Genomic DNA, 20,114 nt, shown 5'->3' on the forward strand with positions numbered 1-20,114 from the left:
TGGCAGTTACAGCCGCAGTCTGGAATGAGTAATTTTGTGGTGCAAACGGTTACTTATGACATTATGCTGACATTTCTCATCATCAGGTTGGGGTAGGATTCCCGCCCTTTTTTTGAACAGCAGAGGTCAGAGCATGAAATCGGAAATGTATACCACCCACGCGGAGCGTTACGATGCGGCGGCCCGCAGCAATATCTACAACGCTTATCTGGAGCGTCCTTCACTTCTTGCCCTGATGGATGATGTGAAAGGTTGTGAACTGCTCGACCTGGGCTGTGGCAGCGGTATTTATGCAGAGCACTTTATTGAAAGTGGTGTAAAGGCCATCACCTGTATTGACCTGTCTGAAGAAATGATCGCCCTGGTGCGTGGCAAACTCGGTGACAAGGTAACGGCGTATGCGCAAAGCCTGGCAGAAGGTCTGCCACGTGAAAAAGACAACAGTTTTGACGTAGTGGTGTGTCCGCTGGTACTGCACTACATCGAAGATCTGAAGCCTGTATTTGCAGAAATTCAGCGCGTACTGAAACCGGGCGGTTACCTGGTGTTTTCTACTCACCATCCGTTTGTGGATTTTGAAGTCTCTGTGAGCGGTAACTACTTTGACCGCGAACTGATCCATGAAGAGTGGAACACTATTGGTGAGCCGGTCTCAGTCAGCTTTTACCGCCGTTCACTGACGGAGTTCATGGAAGCGATCACAGCATCTGGCCTGGTGGTTAGCGGCCTTTCTGAAGGAAAGGTGAGCGATGAAGCCAAAGCGCTGTGTGAAGAGACCTGGCTGCGCCTTAAGACCAATCCAAACTTTATCTTTATCCGCGCTCAGAAGTACTGAATTTGCGCCCGGGCACGTATCGGGCCAGTTCAAAATGATACGCTGGCATTCTTCCTTTATAACAACCAGTTATTTACGAGAATGCCGATGAACGCCTTTGATAAAATCCACAGTCAGCAAGTCTATTTCTGCGATGACGAATCCCTTGCCCGCGAGCAGCTGAAATGTCTCGACAAGCTTTACGATTTTAACCAGACCCGGCCCTCAGAAATGGACAAGCGCCAGCAACTGCTGGGCGAGTTGATGGCGGAAGTGGGAAAGGATTGCTATATCGAGCCACCACTGCACGCGAACTGGGGTCGCCATACCCATCTCGGTGACTGCGTGTACGCCAATTTCAACCTGACTCTCGTTGATGACACCCATATCTATATCGGCAGTCATGTGATGATCGGTCCGAACGTGACCATTGCAACGGCCGGTCACCCGATAGAGCCGGAGCTGCGCAGAAAAATAGCGCAGTTCAATATTCCGGTAACTATAGGCGAGAACGTCTGGATTGGGGCTAACTCTGTGGTGTTACCCGGGATCACAATCGGTGAAAACACTGTGATTGGCGCGGGTAGTGTGGTGACCAAAGATATTCCGGCCAATGTGGTGGCGGTGGGTAATCCGTGCCGGGTGCTGAGACCCATTGGCGAACACGACAAAGAGTTTTATTTCAAAGACCGGCGGTTTGAGTGTGTTCTGCCTGCATAAATAACAACGCCCCGCAGTATGCTGCGGGGCGTTTTGTATCTGAAGGTCTATTTTTTCCGGTGAGCCCGTCCTTCGCCCGCCATTTTTCTGAGAATGTTTTCTGCTTCCAGCAGGTTAAGCGCCGGGGTGACATATCGCCAGCCGCTGCCGGTATTGTTGGCACTGGTTACCTGTATGTTTTTACTGGTTACAGTGTAGTGACCTGTGTAAGTGTGTCCGTCCACAATGACTTTTATCCGGTGTTCCATAACTGATCCTCCGTGATCATCTGTCTTTCGCACCGGGCGTGCCCTCTGGCCGCCAGTTCAGTATTGACCGGCAGCTTCAGGCATACATTCTGCCCGCAGCGGGGAGTGTTTTGCTTTCCCGCGGTGAACAGTTAAGCAATATACAGCCGGTTTGTAAACATTTATTGCATATTTGGTGAGTATTTATGCATTATGTTTGCTCCTGGCTCAGGGGGCAAATGGTCACCAGCTCCACGCCATGGCCGGGCAGGCGGGCGGTAAGGGGAAGTTCACCTCCGGGATGCTCCAGGACGGTGATTGTGCGCTCAGGCCATGCCTTACGCTTTAGCTCAGCAATGTCTTCTTCAGTGAGCGGCGCTGGTGCCCCCATTGCCTGCCAGTGGTCATAAGCACTGCCTTGTTCCCGGTTCAGCTGGTAGCGGGTGAGCCGGTAGCGTCCCGGTGGCAGCCCGAAGCTGAAGGAAAAGTGCTTTTCAGGATGAGGATTGAAGGCACTGTAAGGGTCGATTATCTCAAGTGCTGAGACATCCCCGCTGGCATACAGATCATCAAAGTGGACGTAGTTGACCATCAGCAGACGGATACTGTGCTGCTTGCGGGTGACCAGGTAATCATCACTTCGGGCAAGCAACTCATCGCCGAGCCGGTTGAGCAGTGAGAGGGCATGATAACCGGGCTTGGGAATGCCCTCGCGGGTCAGAAGGCCAAACCCACCGTGGAAAGTTTCTGTTGCAGGGCCGCGTTCATCAAACAGATCGCTGAATGTCCAGACAGCGAGAGAGTCCACCTTGTCATACAGGCTGATGGCGTTATGCACGATAAAGCTGCCCGGATAGGCGGTATCGAGCAGTTTATTTCCCCATACCGCTGAGATATTCCATTCAGTAATGTGCAGCTCAGGGATGTTCAGCGGTGCGAGCTTACGGCGGGCCATCTCTGTCATTTCATGGCACCCGGACGGACCAAGTGCCCGGCGTGAAACCTGGTCACTGTTCTCCAGCGAATCAAATGAACCATACTCTTCCGGATAGATATGGCAGGAGAAGAAGTCCGGCTCCAGCCCTTCCTGTTCACAGAAGTGGACAAAGTTATCCAGCCAGCCGGTCTGGCTGAAGGCCATGTGACTGACCGACGGGCCGCCCAGTTTTATACAGGGGCTGACCGCGCGAACAGCCCGGACGGTTGCCAGGTAGTGCTGGTGGTAAGCTTTCTGGTCCTCTGCCCAGAAAATGCCTTTAAGGTCCGGTTCATTCCATGCTTCAAAATACCAGCTGGCGACCTGCTCCTCTCCATAACGGGCGATAATGTGGCAGAAAAACTGAGTCAGCAGATCCTGCCACCAGCACATTTCTTTTGGTGGGGTTATGTTGCCTTTCCAGCGTGCGACGGTTTTATCACCACTGGCAAACAGGTCTGGCGTATAGCCCAGGCATACAAAAGGCTTCAGGCCGACGGAGAGCAGAAAATCAAACAGCTCATCGACATAGCTCCAGTTGTACTGGCCCGGCGCGGCGACGATCTGCATCTGCTCGACAAAGATCCCCTGAAAGCGGGCGTACTTAAAGCCTATCTCCGATTGAACCTGGCGCATCTGAGCCTGAACGCCGGGCTTGAGTGCTTCATAGGCACAGCCAAAAGTCATGATTTCTGACCAGACAGGTTTGACGGTGTCATTGCTCTCTGCCGCCGAAATACTGATTCCCCGGTTGTCACCAACCGGGCGCGGGCTGGGCGCTTTGACCGGCTGCAGATATTTAAACAGTGGCTTATAGAGATCTTTTTCACTGACCGTCATATAGCTCGCCGGTTGAGTGCCGTTTTCAGCCGCGCCCCGTTGTTTTCGGAGCTCCGCCGGGGTCAGCTGATATTTGGCTTTGAACTTTTTATAGAAGAGCTTGGGATCATTAAAGCCGCACTCGTACGCGATATCTGAAATCTTATCCTTGCTGGCCGCGATGCGGTTGGCGGCCTGATACAGGCGGTAATCAAACAGGTACTCCTGAAAGGCAATCCCCATGCGTTCCTTGAAAAAGCGCGAAAGGTGATGAACCGTGACACACTCCTGCGCCGCCAGATCCTGAAGCTGGATTCGCTCGCCAAAGTTCTGCTCGACATAAGTGACGATCCGGGTCAGGCGTTCAAGCTCCCGTTCCCTTAACTGGTGGCGGCTCTCTTCTGCAAGGCGAAAAGGGAAGCAGGTCAGCAGGGTTTCAAACAGGGCCATCAGCTCCTGTTCAACGGTAAATTTAAACCACGGCTTTTTCTTACTGAATGACCAGATGATCCTGGCCAGATGGGTTCGCAACCGGTCAAAACCACTCTGATCGGTTTGTCTGGTGCTGTTGCAGTCAAATATGGCATCGCCCAGTTCAGGGTAAAAGTGGCTGAGCATATCCGGGGTAAACTGGATCGCAAGCAGGGCGTTCTCTTCTGCGGTTGCTTTTATTGAGTGCAGTTCATTGCGGTTTATCAGCAGAACATCGTCACGGCTCATCACAAAATGTTGGTTCTCACGCCGGATTTCGACGCTGCCCTTGAGCACCATTAACAGTTCCATTTCATGGTGCCAGTGGGCGGTCACATCCAGAACCGAGTGGACGTATATTTTTGTGTTCAGCCCCTCTTCAGGACGGACAAGCTCGTGACGATACTGCATTTAACTCTCCTGTAGTCCGGTTCATTATAAGTGATTAACCCGGCCGAAGCCGGGTGATTTATTCTGCCCGGATCACAGCCAGCTCCTGTTGCATCTGCTCGCCAACCTGTTTGTCGATAGGGTACAGGGTCAGTACCGCTGCATTGGCCAGGAAACCAACCGCAGGCAGCAGGCTCATCATGATCAGGATGCCGTGCAGGGTTTCAGGGTTTTGCACTTCACCGGCCTGGTAACCAAATACAGACAATACCGCGCCGGATACCACACCACTGATCCCCATGCCAAATTTATGCGAGAACGTGACTGAGCTGGTGGTCAGGCCGATCACGCGTTTGCCCTGTTTCCATTCGCAGTAGTCTGCCGCATCAGCCACCATAGACCACATGATTGGTACGCTTATGCCCTGGGCAACCATTACCAGGAAGAACACGCCACAAATCCAGACCACTTCCGTTGCAGGCATCCAGTAGAGACAGGAGATAAGCAGTGCAGCGGCAAGCTGAGCGTAAATCATCATTTGTTTCTTACACGCGCGTTTGGCCAGGAGTGCGGTGATCACTACGCCAACCAGCATGCCGATGTTGCCTGAGATAAAGAAGCCGGTAGCAAGGTCAGTACTGCCTACGTTGTAACGGAAATAGTACATACCAACGCCAAACGGCAGCATGGTAAAGCTGAAGCAGAGTACACCGACAGAAAGCAGCACCCACCAGGCGCGGTTGCGGATAACAACGCTGAGATCCTGTTTCAGTGATGCCGGTTTACCGACCGGTTTAACCCGCTCTTTGGTCAGAAAGAACGTCGCCAGGAACAGGATGACAGCCAGGGTTGCGAACAGCGTCATCGCCAGCTGAAAGCCCTGCTGCTGATTGCCGTCACCAAGATAGTTGACCAGAGGAAGCGTGGCGCCGGAGATGATCAGCATGGCAAAGAAACCGCAAAACATACGGAAGCTGGCCAGCTGGGTGCGTACTTTAGGGTCAGGGCTCATGATCGTCGGCAGGGACGAGTAGGGGATGTTGACCACTGTGTAGCAGACCATCAGCAAAATATAGGTGACATAAGCCCAGGCGAGTTTAGCGCCGGGTGCCAGGTCCGGAGTGGTGAATGTCGCGACAGCCAGAATACCCAGCGGCAGCGCACCAAACAGAATATAAGGACGGAACTTACCCCAGCGGGTTTCTGTCCGGTCAGCGATGGCCCCCATCAAAGGGTCGCTGACCGCATCAATCATCCTTGCGACAAAGAACAGGGTACCGACTGCAGCGGCAGAAAGTCCGTACACGTCGGTGTAGAAGTACATCAAAAACGTGGTCACGGTGGCAAAAACCAGGGTACTGGCCAAATCGCCAAAACCGTAGCCGAGTTTCTCTTTCAGATTGATTGTTTCCATAACAGTTGTCCATTTAGTAGTTTCCCCCATTGTTGGATTTTTCACCGGATCACATAAGGCACCTGTTTGATGAGGCTTATGGGTGATCTTTGTGGTCGCATGTAAAGTGTGAATCCGGTCAATAATACGGCTCTCTGTCAGGTTTTGCTGTTAAGTGTTTGTATGTTAGAGGTTTTTTGAAATGTTAGCTTCATGAGGAAGAGTTGGAAGGAGGAAAAATACCCGCAGGAGTTTGACCTGCACAGATCACACTTTTTACCCGAGCACAAAGATCGCCCATACAACTGGTTAAAACCCTGCGAAGTTTGATACCGGCGCGGCCCATAGACTGAATGCAAACCGAAAGAGGAGCAAAAACTATGGATTTACGTGCTAACCCTTTTTATCTGACTGAAAAGGACATTGAATGGGTAGAGCAGACCCTGGCTGACATGACGCTGAATGAGAAAATTGGTCACCTGTTCTGTCCTATCGGTCTTAGTTCAGAAGAAGCGGACCTTGCGGCTCTGCTGGAAGAGTACAAACCGGCCGGCATCATGTTCCGTCCGGGCGAAGCGAAAGAAGTACAGAGCGTTCACCGTTACCTTCAGCAGCACAGTAAAGTACCGATGCTGATCGCAGCTAATCTTGAAAGCGGCGGTAATGGTTCCGTTATCGAGGGCACCGAATTTGGCAGCCAGATGCAGGTAGGGGCGACCGCTGATGTGCAGATGGCGTCAAACCTGGGCCAGGTTGTTGCCGAAGAGGGCCGCGCAGCAGGCTGTAACTGGGCATTCGCACCGGTTATCGACCTGGACTACAACCCGCATAACCCGATCACCAATACCCGCACCTACGGCAGCGATCCGGAACTGGTTGGCGCGATGGGTAAAGCGTATGTAGAAGCAGTTCAGGCGCGTGGTATGGCGACGTCTATCAAACACTTCCCGGGAGATGGCGTGGATTATCGCGACCAGCACCTGGTGCTTTCCGTTAATACCATGCAGCCGGATGAGTGGGACAACACCTTTGGCAAGGTTTACCGCCAGTCTATTGAAGCAGGCGCATTGACCGTGATGGCCGGGCACATTGCAATGCCTGAGTACTCCAAAAAACTGAATCCGCAGCTAAGCGATCAGGAAATCATGCCAGCCTCGCTTGCACCGGAACTGCTTAATGATCTGCTGCGCGATGAGCTTGGCTTCAACGGCATGATCGTTTCAGATGCCACCAGCATGGTGGGCTTTACCGTCGCGATGAAGCGTGAGCTGGCAGTGCCGATGACCATCGCAGCAGGTTGTGACCTGTTCCTGTTTAACAAAGATCTTAAAGAAGACTTTGGTTACATGCGCAAAGGCATCGAAAGCGGCCTGCTGCCAATGGCACGTGTGGATGAAGCCATTACCCGTACGCTGGCAACCAAAGCGGCGCTGGGTCTGCATAAGCGTGACCTGCTGGCAGAGCTGGATGCATCAGTGATTGGTTGTGAACAGCACAAACAGATGGCTGCAGAGTGTGCTGATAAGTCGATTACCCTGGTGAAAGATCTTAATCAGACCCTGCCGCTGAACCTTGAGCAGCACAGCCGCGTACTGCTGATTGGTCTGGGTGATGAGCCGGATATGTTTGGTTTTGAGTCCGGCACCACAGATGCGTTTAAAAACCAGCTGGAAGCGAATGGGTTCAGTGTCAGCGTGTACGACACCTCAAAGTTCACTATGCGTGACATGATGCTGCCGGTGGAAGAGTTTATTGCTGATTACGATGTGGTGATTTACGCCGCCAGGTTTAAAACCGCGAGTAACAAGACAACCCTGCGCATCAACTGGGCCCGTCCAATGGGGATTGATGCGCCATGGTTCAGTCAGGAAATTCCGACCGTGTTTGTCTCATTTGGCAGCCCGTATCATCTGATGGACGTACCAAGAGTACCAACCTACATCAATGCCTATACCGCCAACCAGCCGACCATCGAGGCTGTGGTCAACAAGCTGACCGGACGCTCTGGTTTTACCGGTCTCAGCCCGGTCGATGCGTTTGTTGGTCAGTGGGATACCCGTCTGTAATCAGTTAACTGCAGCGGGCAGTGCCCGCTGCAAGGAGTCATTATGCAGTTACCAAATGCCGTCATTTTTGACCTGGATGGCGTACTTGTTGATACCGCCCGTTTTCATTATCTGGCTTGGAAAAAAATCGCAGATGAACTGGGGCTTGAGTTTTCTGAGCAGGATAACGAAAAGCTTAAAGGCGTCAGCCGGGATCGTTCACTGGAAATAATTCTTGAGCTTAATAATAAGTCAGATTCAGAAACAGACAGAAAATATTGGCTGGAACGAAAGAATGATATTTATCTGGGATATATCGAAACACTGTCCCCGGAAGATATATTGCCAGGTGCGTTAAATGTCATTCAGTTGCTGAAGCAGGAGCAAAGGAAAATTGCACTGGGTTCTGCGAGCAAGAATGCAGTAAAAATACTCAGGGCAACCGGTATTCATGGTTATTTTGATGCCATAGTGGATGGCACCTGTGTAACTAAAGCCAAACCGGATCCGGAAGTGTTTCTGGAGGCCGCTGCGCGTTTGCAGGCCGAGCCTGGCGAGTGTCTGGTCTTTGAAGACGCAGCCGCAGGCGTTGACGCAGCACTGGCTGCAGGTATGGCAGTCGTCGGGATCGGCGACAATGCTCAGTTGGAGCATGCGGACCGTGTAGTAGCTGATCTGCAGCAATATCTGACCGGGATCACTAATTAGCGCCCAGCACAAAAATACCCTACAGATAATCAAAAATAACCCCCATGGAATGCGGTGATAAAAATAATAATATCGTTTTGGGAGTTAAATAAAACACAAAGGAAAGTTATGAAATACTTATCTCGTACCATACAATTAATTTGCTTGTCCGGTTTGGTTTCCTCTCAGGCTGTATTAGCAGAAGGTTTATTTGAAGACAGTAAACTGAGTCTTTCTACCCGAAATATCGCCATGTATCTGGACCAGGATACCAACGATGACAAAGATCAGTTTGCCTGGGCTCAGGGCGTGGCGATTGATTACCAGTCCGGCCACTATGCAGATGTCATCGGTTTTGATGCGAGTTATGCCGGAGCCATCAAACTGGGAGCGAATGACCACTTCCAGGGCCGTAACCTGTTAAGGGATAACAACGGTGATGCGGAAGGCTTTAACAAAATCAGCCAGATCTACGCCAAAGCCAAGGTGGGCGACGACGAAACGTATGTCCGTGGCTATGTGGGCTGGCGTCAGTTACACAAACTGGGCTCAATTACAGTTTCGCGCAGCCGTGCGGTTGCCAGCAGTTACCAGAGTGTAAGTGGCGAAATCGGTTATAAAGGCCTGAGGCTTCGCGGCGCCTACACCGACCGTTTCTCTGACCGCGATACCCCTTTGAAAGAACGCTTTGCCACCATGAGCGGTGAGAAAATCGACCACATTATTACGGGTGATCTGACCTACAGCTGGGGTAAGAAGAACTCTGTGTTGCTGTTCAGCGGCCAGAGTCAGGACTACCTGCGCCGTAATGGCCTGGAAGCCAAATGGCGCACCAAAGCCGGTGAAAAAGGGATGCTGGCGCTGAGTGGCTACGTCTATCAGAACCAGGGGCTGGATAACTGGGAAGGTATTCCATTCGATGAGACCGCTTATCACTACAACCTGAACCTGGATTACATGTTCTCCGGCTGGGTACTTGGGGGCAGCTATGCCTACACGGATGCTGAACGCAGTCACGGACTCGGAATGTTTTACTGGGACATGGGCAAAAACACCGACGGCAACTTCAACAGCCGCGCAGACGGTACCGGTATCGATTTTACCAAGCACGGCGAGCACATGCTGGCAGCACAGGCGATGTACGACATGACGCAGGCCGGTGTGCCAGGACTGAAACTGGGTGGCCGCCTGAGCTACGGCTTTGGAATGGAGTACAAGGGTCAGAACATCGATGAAGGGGCGCTGGATCTGCTGGCGATGTACCAGTTCCAGGATATCAAAGGCCTGAGCATGATGATCGGCGTTGGCCCTGGTTATTCCTATGCAATGGACGGTGCGATGAATCCGGTGATTGAAAACGGCAGCTGGAAGAAAGCGCCGACCATCGGTGGCACCTTTATGATCGACTACAAATTCGACCTGCTTTAAAGAACAAGGATACTGCTATGAAATACTCAACACTGTTTACCCTGATGGCCTGTACTCTGGCACCGGCCCTGACATCAACTTCAGCAATGGCAACCCCTGCAGAGCCAATGCGAATTCTTTTGGTCAGTGATGACGGATGCAAAAGTGAAGGCAGCCAGGCGTTGTTTGAAGCGCTGAAAAAACAGGGCTATGACGTCTGGCTATCCGGTCCGCTTAATAACCAGAGTGGTATGGGTACCGCGGTGACGTTTAAAGTTGGCAAGGAGCTGAAGTTTGAACAGATCGGCGAGCAGGAATACTGCTTTGACGGCACGCCGGTTGACTCCGTTCTGTTTGGTTTGACGGCCCTGATGGCCGACAAAAAGCCCGATCTGGTGATCTCCGGTGTAAACGATGGTCCGAACGTTGGCGTTAACCAGTTTAACTCGGGTACGGTTTCCGCGGCGGCGCGTGCCGTTCGTCATGGCATTCCGGCGATTGCAGTTTCGATGGGCTTCCGTCTTGAAGAAGCCAAAACCGGCTTCCCGAGTTCATTTGAATACATTCCTGCAGGGGTAGAACATACCGTCGATGTGGTTGCCAAGCTGGACAAGCAGCGTGCAAGCGGCAAGCCTTTACTTCCAAAAGGAACGGGCCTGAGCATCAACTACCCGCCGTATCCGAAAGCAGAAATCCTGGGGGTGGAGTATGTCGCTAACGAAATTGAGCCGGACTACAACTACTTCTTTAAGCTGACTGGTGAGGGCAAAACCGTTCAGGAGCTGAACTTCGAACCGTTTAAGCAGGCATCGGACGTCACTGTAGTGAATGACACCACGCAGCTGATGCGCAAATACATCACCTATACCGTTTTCCAGGCGCACTGGAATGCGCCTCAGTGGGAAGCGGAGTACAAAGGGATTCTGAAATAGACGCAACCTAAGCAGGCTGAAAACGGCAGGGGAGTGCCATTTTCAGGGCTTTCCTGCCAGGGATGGCAGGTCGGAGCTGCGGGGACGTATTAATGCGTCCCTGCAATACTGTGCCGCCCTGACGCAGTGCAAGGGAAGCCACTGAGAGAAAAAGACTTTTCCTGATACCAAGAAACCGGCGCTTATCGCCGGTTTCTTGGTTCAGAGAGTGGAAGGGGAGATCTTAAGCCTGTTCAACCGGCTGTGGTTCCTGCCCGCTTTTATCTTTCATCAGGCGGCTGGTAATGGTACCGGCCGTCATCGCACCGGATACGTTCAGTGCGGTACGCGCCATATCGATCAGCGGCTCAATGGAGATAAGCAGAGCTGCGATAGTGACCGGCAGTCCCATAGCTGGCAGGACAATCAGGGCGGCAAAAGTCGCGCCGCCGCCCACACCGGCGATGCCAAACGAGCTGATGGTGATAATGGCAACCAGAGACAGAATGAAGTTGATGTCCATCGGGTTGATACCCACAGTTGGCGCTACCATCACCGCCAGCATGGCAGGGTAGATACCGGCACAGCCGTTCTGGCCGATAGTGGCACCAAAGGAAGCTGACAGGTTAGCGATCGCTGGTGGCACGTTCAGTTTGGTGATCTGTGCTTCTACGTTCAGCGGGATAGATGCTGCTGAGCTGCGTGAGGTGAACGCGAACGTCAGAACCGGCCAGATCTTCTTGAAGTACTCTTTCGGGCTCACGCCAACAAGCGACACCAGAATACCGTGTACCACAAACATCAGGATAATGGCCACGTAAGAAGCGACGATAAAGCCCAGCAGGTTCAGGATGTCAGAGGCGCTTGAGGTGGCAACCACTTTTGCCATCAGAGCCGCGATACCGTAAGGCGTCAGGGCCATGATCATCTTCACCAGACGCATCACGATTGACTGGGCCGCTTCCACGAACGTACGGATTGGCGATTCCAGCTCTTCCTTTTCAATCATCACTTTACGGGCAGCAACGCCGGTCAGGATACCGAAGATAACCACGGCGATGATCGAGGTTGAACGTGCACCGGTCAGATCTGCGAATGGGTTGGTTGGAATGAAGCTCACCAGCATTTGAGGAACAGTCAGGTCGCTGACACGGTCAATACGGCTTTCCAGCGCTGCAATACGGGCAGTTTCACGTGCGCCTTCGGTCAGGCCTTCGGCTGACAGACCAAATGTGTGAGTGACAGCGATACCAATCAGTGCTGAGATCATGGTGGTGACCAGCAGGACAGAAATAGTCAGGCCACTGATTTTGCCAAGCGAGCCGGATTTTTCCAGCTTTACCACCGCGGCAATCATGGATACCAGTACCAGCGGCATGATGATCATCTTCAGCAGACCAACATAACCACGGCCAACGACGTTGATCCACTCCAGGCTGGCTGAAATGGCAGCGTTGCCTTCACTATAGATCAGCTGAAGCGCAAGTCCAAACAGGCTACCAAAAACAAGGCCAATCAAAACCTGGCGGGAAAGGGTGGCACCTTTTCTTTGCTGCAAGCTCAAAAAGAAAAGCAGCGCTGCGAACACGGCTAAGTTCGCGACAACGGCTACAGACATAACGGATTCCTTAAAACTGACTTTATAAATTGTGTTAAATGAGGGAATTCACAGAATGAAGTTCTGGGGAGATACGTTAATGGCAGCGACAAAGATCACAAAGACAGCTTTGCTCTTATATATAATCTTTGGTTATACAATTGGTTGAAGTTTGCGCGGTTGATTATTTGTTTTACGAATACTGGTCAATCAGCCGCCACATTGCACGGGAATCCAGGATACGGGTGGCAGAAGTGTACTCTTCATCCTGCTGATAGAGAGCATACAGCATGGCTTTTGCCACATCTTCAGCGTTAATCAGGCGGTAGTTGGCCAGTTTGCCTGCCATCAGGGGGGAGAGCACTTTCAGCAGCGGAGCGGTCAGCTCTTCATTGAGTCGTTTCTCCTGGCGGTGACCACCGAGCGGGCCCGGGCGCACGATCACCAGTCGCTCAAAGCCCATGCCCTGCAGTGCCTGCTCCATTTTCCCCTTACAGCGCAGGTAGTGAGAAAACGAGTTGGGATCCGCGCCGATACTGGAAACCACCGCCAGCCTTTTGACGCCCAGCAGTTTCATTGTGTTGGCTACCTGACATACCAGTTCATAGTCCACTTTGGCCAGTGCCTCTTTGCTGCCGGCTTTTTTCAGGGTAGTGCCGAGGCAGATAAAGCCACAATCCGGCGCAGGCTGAGATTCATCCCAGTCGGTGATAGCAAGGGTGGGGTGGGGATGGCAAACCATCTTAGGGTCTGGTTGTTCAGGGATACGGCGGCAAAGCAGGTGGAGTTTCTCCAGTCCGGAATGCAGGCAAAGCTGCCTGGTCAGTTCACTGCCAATCAGGCCACTGTTACCGGCAACAATCACACTGCGACATTCTGAAAGCAACATAGCTGACCTCTGAGATTCTGTATTTTTATAAATGATAACAGATACTTGAATAGGTTGGTGATGGTATGGTTAATTTGTGAGCTTTGGCTCTTATCTCATCAGCGCTTAGCAGGAGCTAAGCAGCTGATGATCGGCTATGGCGCAGATGCGCCTCAGGTGAGTGACATTGGAACCCGGCGTTTGCGCGGGCGGCGTCCATGTGGAGTTTTATTGGTATTTTTTACCGGTTTTTTAGGTTTACGAATAGGCAACATAACACCCTCCTTTTCGTACAATTACAGGAAAATGCTCCGGTTTTTTGGCTCCTCCTGCTTTTAATATTAGGCCACTTTTCGCTGTTCATCCAAAGCGTGGGCCAGTTCTCCCGGCAGTTCACCGCGTGACTGATAGGCCCAGAAGCGTCCGCTGGCCAGTTCGCGTTCGGCCCACTGGTGGGCAAGCGAGCCAGGCTGATTATCCCAGCGGCAGGCAATGGCTTCTTCAATACTGTGTTTAGCGCTGAGCGGATAGAGAACTTTGCTTGCGCGGCTCAGACAGTTGCCGACCTGTTTTGACCAACTGACAGGGCCGGACAATACCTGAATAAGTTCAAAGCGCAGAATGGTACGCATGAAGTAGATGGCATGGTCCACAGCCGGGCTGGTCGTTGCGATCACGGTATGAACCGGGCCGGAACACAGTACGCACCAAAGCACCATGACACACTGATATAACTGACTTAAGAGCAGCCCGCTGCGTCCTGGCAGCTGGATCCCTGCAAACCCGGGTTTAAGTCTGAAGATCGTTGTGTTGGGCAGGTCCTGCCATACTGCAGGGTTGAGCGTACAGACGCTGACAACCGTGTTCTGTGACTGCATGGATGAAAGCGCATCATGGGCCATTTTCTTGCTGTTACTGGCAAAAGGCACTGGGTCAAACAGCATTACATGTCGCATCGTTTTCATGGTGACCTCCCGGATAGTCCCGGACATAAAGAGAAAAACGGGTCACTTTTTTTGATGCATACTTGGTGCCAATACTTGTCCTTCACGCAACTCTCTGATTTTGATTACATTCGCTAAGACCCTGTGTCTGGTTGCATTTTGATTCTGATTTGACTTGCAAAATGCAGTGACCGGTTTTGAAATTGCGAACTTATTGATACAAATCTTATTATCCTGAGATCCGGCGCCGGTTTAAGGCGGCGGACATTTGACACCTGGAGGTTGGCGAATCATAACTTTATAAAGGCCCGGATATTTTGGGGGAACTATGTGGCGGACTGTAATTGGCATATTGATGGCTGTAGTCAGCGCATTTGCCTGTCAGGCGCAAACCCTGCTGGCGATGCAGGATGAGTGGCCTCCTTATGTGATGAAAGGAGACCGGCGGGGTCTTGCCGTAGAGATTGTCGCTCATGCTTATGCTTCTCAGGGCTATGATATTGACCTGAAGTTTGTTCCCTGGTCCCGGGTGCTGTTTGAAGCCAGACGCAATAAGCTCGATATCATCATAGGTGCCTGGCATTCTGATGAGCGGGCACAATACCTCATGTTTAGTGATCCTTACTTTACTAATTCCCTGATTTTCTTTAAACGCAAAGGCGATCCCTATGAGTTTGACGGCCTCACCAGTCTGGCGGGCAAGAAAGTGGGGACGATGCGGGGATATACTTATACCAGGGACTTCGAACTGGCCAGATACTTCACTCGTGAACCGGTCGGTAATATGGCCAGTAATCTGTATAAACTGCTTGCCGGGCGGATAGATCTGATCGTGGGGGACCCGGTCGTGATTGACTACACCGCGCATCAGTATGCGATTGATATGAAGCTGCTGGACTGGTCTGAAAAGGCGCTCAGGAAAACCGACCTCTATGTGGCGGTCAGCAAAGAGAATCCAAATGCCAGGGAATTACTGGCGGTATTTAACCGGGGGCTTGCTGCCATCAAAGAGAACGGTACCTACGACAGAGTGCTCGAAGATTACCATGCGACCCGGTATTCGGTTGCTGGTCAGTCCTACTATCTTGGTGCATTGCTGATGAGCTGGCTGCGGATCTGAGAGCAGGCTGTCTGACCTGTAATTAATTGATGGCATTGGTATTGTCATTGCCGTTAGAATTGCTGGATGTCACTTTTAAGGATATCCATGTGAATATTGACCTCGCCACCCTGAGCGGCGCTCAGATCTATCATTTGATGACCCAAACCATCATTCCCCGCCCGGTCGCCTGGGTGCTGACAGAATCGGGCCCGGATGCCCTGAATCTGGCTCCTTTTTCTTACTTTACTGCGGTTTCAAGTCGTCCGCCGATCATGATGTTTTCCGTCGGGAAAAAGCCCGATGGCGGCCTGAAAGATACCGTCGCCAATATTAAAAACGGCAGCAAAATGGTGATTCATATTGCCTCTGCCGACCTTGCGCAGGCCGTAACAGACAGCTCGGCAGCGCTGGATCACGGTGAGTCTGAAATCAGCAAATTGGATCTGGATACCACTGACTGGCCGGAATTTGGCCTGCCACGACTGAGTGACTGTAAAGTGGCCTTTGGTTGTGTGCTGCATGAACTGCAGACTATGGGCGAAGTCCCGCAGCATCTGGTATTTGCCCGGATCGAGCAGGTTTTTATCGATGAATCGGTGATCACGCCGGATGACAGCCGCCTGATCGTTGAGGCAGAAAGACTCAATCCGCTTGCCCGCCTTGGCGGAACCCAGTACGCCACCCTGACAACCCCATTTTCAATTGCGAGACCAGAATAATGACCAACACAGAACTGCGCGGTGCAATCCAGGCCCGTATCGACAACAAGACCAAACCACCTGGCTCGCTTGGCCAGCTTGAAGCGCTGGCGCTGCAACTGGCAGAAATCCAGAGTGACGGCCACGTGTGCGAAGCTATTTCACTGGAGAAACCACTGGCGCTGGTGTTTGCCGGTGATCACGGTATTGCCCGCCAGGGCATCAGTATTGCTCCGAGTGAAGTGACCCAGCAGATGGTGATGAATTTTCTTTCCGGTGGTGCGGCGATCAACTGTTTCTGCCGCAGCGCAGGTATTGGCATTAAAGTGATTGATTGCGGCATGATTGCACCGCTGACAGAGCCTGAATCACTGCCCCTGTATGAAGATTATGTCGAACAGCGCCTTGGTAATGGAACCGGGGATATTTCATCCCAGCCTGCCATGAGTATTGAACAGGTTGCACTGGGGCTGGATTTTGGCGCTAAGGTTGTCTCGCAGGCCGTGGCACAGGGTAGTCAGGTTCTGATGCAGGGTGAAATGGGCATTGGCAATACATCCAGCTCGGCAGCGCTGCTGGCTGCATTCACCGGCGCGCCGGTTGAGTCGTGTGTCGGGCGCGGTACCGGCATTGACTCTGAACAGCTGAGAAAGAAAACAGACCTTATCAGCCGCGCAGTGCGAAGAGTGGGTGAGCAAAGTGACCCCAAAGCCCTGCTGGCTGAGCTGGGCGGCTTTGAGATCGTTCAGATGACAGGCGCCTACCTTGAAGCGGGCCGTCAGAATACTCCGATTCTTGTGGACGGCTTTATCGCGACAGTGGCTGCGCTGTCAGCGGTCCGGATTGAGCCTGAGTGCCGCCGGGTAATGATCTTTGCGCATCGCTCGCACGAGTCAGGCCATAAGCTGGCGCTGGAAGCCCTTCAGGCGGAGCCGTTGTTAGACCTTGGTCTGCGTCTCGGTGAGGGCACCGGCGCAGCGCTGGCGTTCCCGCTGCTCAAAGCTGCAGCTGAGTTTTACAACAACATGGCGACCTTTGACAGTGCCGGAGTGACGGTGTGAGTCAGCTGCGTTATCAGTGGGAGTTGTTCTGTCTGGCTCTGGGCTTTTTCTCCCGTCTTCCGGTACCGGCTTCCACACCATACTCTGAGGAGCGGATGAACCGTGCAGGGCGCTACTTTGCCCTGGTTGGCCTGCTTCTTGGCGGGCTCTGTGCACTGGTGTTCTTTGTGGCAGAGCTGCTGTTTCCTTCCTCCGTCGCGGTGCTGCTGACCATGGTGTTCAGCCTGCTTCTCACCGGTGCGTTCCATGAAGACGGGCTGGCCGATATGGCGGATGGGATTGGTGGTGGTATGACGCTGGAAAAACGCCTCGCCATTATGAAAGACAGTCGCATTGGTACCTACGGTGCGGTGACTCTGGTAATGGCACTGCTGGCTAAGTTCACCCTGCTGACTGAGCTGGCGCTGCAAACATCACTGGTCCCGGTGTTGATCTCTGCTTATGTGGTCAGCCGCGCTGTTGCAGCGACGCTGATTGGCAGCATGCCGTATGTGTCAGAAACCAGTACCAGTAAAAGCAAGCCGCTGGCGCAGTCACAGACCCCAGGAGAGCAGGCTTTTTTGCTCGCCTGTGGCACGCTGGCGCTGTTGCCTTTTTCTCCGGTGATGGCAGTGAGTATTGCCATTTTGGTTCTGGGCTTTCGCTGGCTGTTTAAACGCTGGCTGATGGCACGCATCGGCGGTTTTACCGGTGACTGCCTGGGCGCGGCCCAGCAGCTGGCTGAACTGCTTATTTATCTGATTGTTTTGGCAGGAGTATCGATGTGATTCATCTTGTATTGGGCGGCGCGCGCAGCGGTAAGTCTTCCTTTTCGGAACGGTGGGTAAAAAGCCTGCCCGGCAGCTCGCTTCATTATGTGGCAACCGCCATTGCGTTCGACAACGAGATGGAAAGCCGAATCGCCATGCACCAGGCTCAGCGGGGCGAAGGCTGGATATTGCATGAATGCCCGGAACAGTTGCCGGAGTTACTGGGCGAGTTTCAGCACGGCGATGTGGTGCTGGTGGATTGTCTGACCCTGTGGCTGAACAATGTGATATTTGCCGGCGGAGAGCAGGCCACACCGGAGACCATCAGTCGCCGGGTCACAGACCTGGTGGAAGCGCTGGAAGCTTCCTCCGCCGATATCACCCTGGTCTCCAATGAGGTTGGTCTTGGCGTGGTGCCGCTGGGAGAAGTCTCCCGGCTGTTTGTCGACCATGCAGGCTGGATGAATCAGAAAATAGCAGCAGTGGCTGATCGGGTCACCTTTGTGGCGGCCGGACTGCCGATGACCTTAAAAGGGCATGACAGTGAAAGCGCGTAGAATCATTCTCATCCGTCATGAAAAGACCGAAGGCCCGGCAGCGCTTAATGGTCATACTGATGCTCCTGTTTTGGCCCGGCGTCAGCAGGCGCGCGCAGAAAAGCTGCTTAAACGTTATCCGGACATCGACAGGGTGGTGACTTCGCCACTCAGCCGTTGTCATGGGCTTGCAGAGCAGATGGCGGTCGCGCTGGGCAAAAACTGCGTTGTTGCTGCAGATCTGGCTGAAATTTCATTCGGCGAGTTTGACGGGGTTTCATTTGACGATCTCAGCCAGCACTGGCCGCAGCTTGAACGTTACTGGCAGGACCCGGTGAATAACACCCTGCCAGGAGCGGAAAGTCTTTCGCTGTTTCACGAAAGAGTGATTTGTGGTTTCCGGCAGGTTCTGAATGCAGAGGCAGAGCTGACCATGGTGGTCACTCATGGCGGAGTGATCCGTATGTTACTGGCTCATGTATTGGGTCTGGACTGGAAAAATCCGTTAATCTATTCCCGGCTTGCCATCGCCAATGGCAGTGAAACGCATCTCGAATACTATCCGGGTGACGAGGATGTGATCCGTGTGCTGTCTGTGGGTGAAGTAAAGGATTAATTATTTAATAACAATGATGTAACATGGAATTATTCCCCGATCACAAGGATGTCACCATGGTCAGTTCATTGTTTCCGGATTCTTCATTTCTTCAGTCAACGCTCGATGATATTGCGCCCACTGACCCGACTCTGGCGCTGGAAAGCGGTGAGCTTCGCTGGCTCAGCAGGGGAATGGCAGAGTTTGTTCCCGCAGGACAGGGGCCGGATACGCCTTATATGGTGCTGTCATCCGGGATCCACGGTGACGAAACCATTGGCATGGAGATTGTCAGTGAGCTTATCTCTGAAATAGAGCAGGGAGTGCTGGCTTGCCGTACCCGCTGTCTGTTTATTATCGCCCACCCGCAGGCAACGCATGATCACACCCGGTTTATCGACGAAAATCTTAACCGTCTGTTTGCCGGAGCGGGAGAGCACACCAGTTGCGAAACCGAAATTGCCAAACGCCTGATGAGTGAAGTCGACCGCTTCTACAGCGGCAGTGAAATGTCCCAGCGCTGGCATCTGGATCTGCACAGCGCGATCCGTGATTCCAAACACTATACCTTTGCCGTCAGTCCGGCCAGCCCGCATCCGGTCAGAAGCCGTGCGCTGTGTGATTTTTTAGCAAGTGCACGGATTGAAGCCGTGCTGCTTTCTGAGGCGCCGTCCAGTACCTTCAGCTGGTACAGCGCAGACAAACACGGCGCTCAGGCACTGACGATGGAACTTGGTAAAGTCTGTCCTTTTGGCAGGAACAAGTACCGCAAAGTAGCGGCGTTTTCCAAAAACCTTCGTCATCTGCTGGCCGGTGAAGAATACAAAGGCCGTCAGAGAGCGCCAAAAATCTACCGGGTGACCCGTACCATCATCAAAACCCACCGCGAGTTCAGTTTTACCTTTGCTGATACCCTGGCCAATTTCACCCGGTTTAAGAAAGGTGAGTTGCTGGCTATCGACGGAGAGGAATTTATCTACGCTGAGTGTGACCGTGAAGCAGTGGTGTTTCCGAACTCCAGGGTAGCGATCAATCATCGTGCCGCCCTGATGGTGACGGAGACCCCAATGCGGTTTGAAAACGATCAGTTGATTGCGCAATAGC

At 52.6% G+C, this 20,114-nt stretch carries 19 protein-coding genes; 13 read left to right on the top strand and 6 right to left on the bottom strand.

What is annotated here, in order from left to right; all coding sequences use genetic code 11:
* Positions 1 to 133 precede the first annotated feature (133 nt).
* A complete protein-coding gene (locus tag ACVB80_RS16110) occupies positions 134 to 835 on the top strand; it encodes a class I SAM-dependent methyltransferase (RefSeq protein ID WP_481082304.1) in 702 nt (233 codons plus the stop codon).
* Positions 836 to 922: 87 nt separating this feature from the next.
* Positions 923 to 1,534 carry a sugar O-acetyltransferase gene (locus ACVB80_RS16115; RefSeq protein WP_481082305.1) on the top strand — a complete coding sequence of 204 codons (612 nt, stop codon included), beginning with the start codon at positions 923 to 925 and terminating at the stop codon, positions 1,532 to 1,534.
* A 47-nt stretch (positions 1,535 to 1,581) separates the two neighbouring features.
* On the opposite strand, the gene ACVB80_RS16120 is transcribed toward ACVB80_RS16115, so the two are convergent.
* From ACVB80_RS16120 to ACVB80_RS16130, 3 genes are all read right to left on the bottom strand, one after another.
* Positions 1,582 to 1,782 (bottom strand): hypothetical protein, encoded by a 201-nt coding sequence (locus ACVB80_RS16120; RefSeq protein WP_481082306.1) that lies wholly within the window; start codon positions 1,780 to 1,782, stop codon positions 1,582 to 1,584.
* Positions 1,783 to 1,972: 190 nt separating this feature from the next.
* The gene (locus ACVB80_RS16125; RefSeq protein ID WP_481082307.1) at positions 1,973 to 4,438 is read right to left on the bottom strand and encodes a GH39 family glycosyl hydrolase; all 2,466 of its coding nucleotides are present in this window, start codon (positions 4,436 to 4,438) and stop codon (positions 1,973 to 1,975) included.
* Between the two features lie 58 nt (positions 4,439 to 4,496).
* A complete protein-coding gene (locus ACVB80_RS16130) occupies positions 4,497 to 5,831 on the bottom strand; it encodes an MFS transporter (protein ID WP_481082308.1) in 1,335 nt (444 codons plus the stop codon).
* 359 nt (positions 5,832 to 6,190) lie between these two features.
* On the opposite strand from ACVB80_RS16130, the gene ACVB80_RS16135 reads away from it, so the two are divergent.
* The 4 genes from ACVB80_RS16135 (at position 6,191) to surE (ending at position 10,881) form a co-directional block, all read left to right on the top strand.
* Positions 6,191 to 7,876: a glycoside hydrolase family 3 protein gene (locus ACVB80_RS16135; RefSeq protein WP_481082309.1), complete on the top strand. Its 1,686-nt coding sequence runs from the start codon at positions 6,191 to 6,193 to the stop codon at positions 7,874 to 7,876.
* A 42-nt stretch (positions 7,877 to 7,918) separates the two neighbouring features.
* Positions 7,919 to 8,563: a beta-phosphoglucomutase gene (pgmB, locus tag ACVB80_RS16140; protein WP_481082310.1), complete on the top strand. Its 645-nt coding sequence runs from the start codon at positions 7,919 to 7,921 to the stop codon at positions 8,561 to 8,563.
* 108 nt (positions 8,564 to 8,671) lie between these two features.
* Positions 8,672 to 9,970, top strand: coding sequence for an OprD family outer membrane porin (locus ACVB80_RS16145; RefSeq protein ID WP_481082311.1), 1,299 nt, complete (start codon positions 8,672 to 8,674; stop codon positions 9,968 to 9,970).
* 17 nt (positions 9,971 to 9,987) lie between these two features.
* A complete protein-coding gene (gene surE / locus ACVB80_RS16150; protein WP_481082312.1) occupies positions 9,988 to 10,881 on the top strand; it encodes a 5'/3'-nucleotidase SurE in 894 nt (297 codons plus the stop codon).
* A 223-nt stretch (positions 10,882 to 11,104) separates the two neighbouring features.
* On the opposite strand, the gene ACVB80_RS16155 is transcribed toward surE, so the two are convergent.
* From ACVB80_RS16155 to ACVB80_RS16165, 3 genes are all read right to left on the bottom strand, one after another.
* The gene (locus ACVB80_RS16155) at positions 11,105 to 12,478 is read right to left on the bottom strand and encodes an L-cystine transporter (RefSeq protein WP_481082313.1); all 1,374 of its coding nucleotides are present in this window, start codon (positions 12,476 to 12,478) and stop codon (positions 11,105 to 11,107) included.
* 172 nt (positions 12,479 to 12,650) lie between these two features.
* On the bottom strand, positions 12,651 to 13,346 hold the full coding sequence (locus ACVB80_RS16160) for an NAD(P)H-binding protein (protein WP_481082314.1): 696 nt from the start codon (positions 13,344 to 13,346) through the stop codon (positions 12,651 to 12,653).
* A 320-nt stretch (positions 13,347 to 13,666) separates the two neighbouring features.
* A complete protein-coding gene (locus tag ACVB80_RS16165; protein WP_481082315.1) occupies positions 13,667 to 14,290 on the bottom strand; it encodes a hypothetical protein in 624 nt (207 codons plus the stop codon).
* A gap of 307 nt (positions 14,291 to 14,597) precedes the next feature.
* Between ACVB80_RS16165 and ACVB80_RS16170 the strand changes: the two genes are divergently transcribed.
* The 7 genes from ACVB80_RS16170 (at position 14,598) to ACVB80_RS16200 (ending at position 20,113) form a co-directional block, all read left to right on the top strand.
* Positions 14,598 to 15,389: a substrate-binding periplasmic protein gene (locus ACVB80_RS16170; RefSeq protein WP_481082316.1), complete on the top strand. Its 792-nt coding sequence runs from the start codon at positions 14,598 to 14,600 to the stop codon at positions 15,387 to 15,389.
* An 89-nt stretch (positions 15,390 to 15,478) separates the two neighbouring features.
* Complete coding sequence (locus tag ACVB80_RS16175; RefSeq protein WP_481082317.1) at positions 15,479 to 16,090, top strand: flavin reductase family protein; 612 nt, start codon at positions 15,479 to 15,481, stop codon at positions 16,088 to 16,090.
* Positions 16,090 to 17,130 carry a nicotinate-nucleotide--dimethylbenzimidazole phosphoribosyltransferase gene (gene cobT, locus ACVB80_RS16180; RefSeq protein ID WP_481082318.1) on the top strand — a complete coding sequence of 347 codons (1,041 nt, stop codon included), beginning with the start codon at positions 16,090 to 16,092 and terminating at the stop codon, positions 17,128 to 17,130. The genes ACVB80_RS16175 and cobT overlap by 1 nt, the downstream gene beginning before the upstream one ends.
* Positions 17,127 to 17,897 (top strand): adenosylcobinamide-GDP ribazoletransferase, encoded by a 771-nt coding sequence (locus ACVB80_RS16185; protein ID WP_481082319.1) that lies wholly within the window; start codon positions 17,127 to 17,129, stop codon positions 17,895 to 17,897. The genes cobT and ACVB80_RS16185 overlap by 4 nt, the downstream gene beginning before the upstream one ends.
* Complete coding sequence (cobU, locus tag ACVB80_RS16190; protein ID WP_481082320.1) at positions 17,894 to 18,436, top strand: bifunctional adenosylcobinamide kinase/adenosylcobinamide-phosphate guanylyltransferase; 543 nt, start codon at positions 17,894 to 17,896, stop codon at positions 18,434 to 18,436. Before ACVB80_RS16185 ends, cobU begins: the two co-directional genes overlap by 4 nt.
* Positions 18,423 to 19,031, top strand: a complete 609-nt coding sequence (locus ACVB80_RS16195; protein WP_481082321.1) for a histidine phosphatase family protein — start codon at positions 18,423 to 18,425, stop codon at positions 19,029 to 19,031. The genes cobU and ACVB80_RS16195 overlap by 14 nt, the downstream gene beginning before the upstream one ends.
* A 23-nt stretch (positions 19,032 to 19,054) precedes the next feature.
* Positions 19,055 to 20,113 (top strand): succinylglutamate desuccinylase, encoded by a 1,059-nt coding sequence (locus tag ACVB80_RS16200; RefSeq protein WP_481082322.1) that lies wholly within the window; start codon positions 19,055 to 19,057, stop codon positions 20,111 to 20,113.
* Position 20,114 lies beyond the last annotated feature (1 nt).

It is taken from the genome of Vibrio sp. 9-16B-A1 (assembly GCF_056726165.1).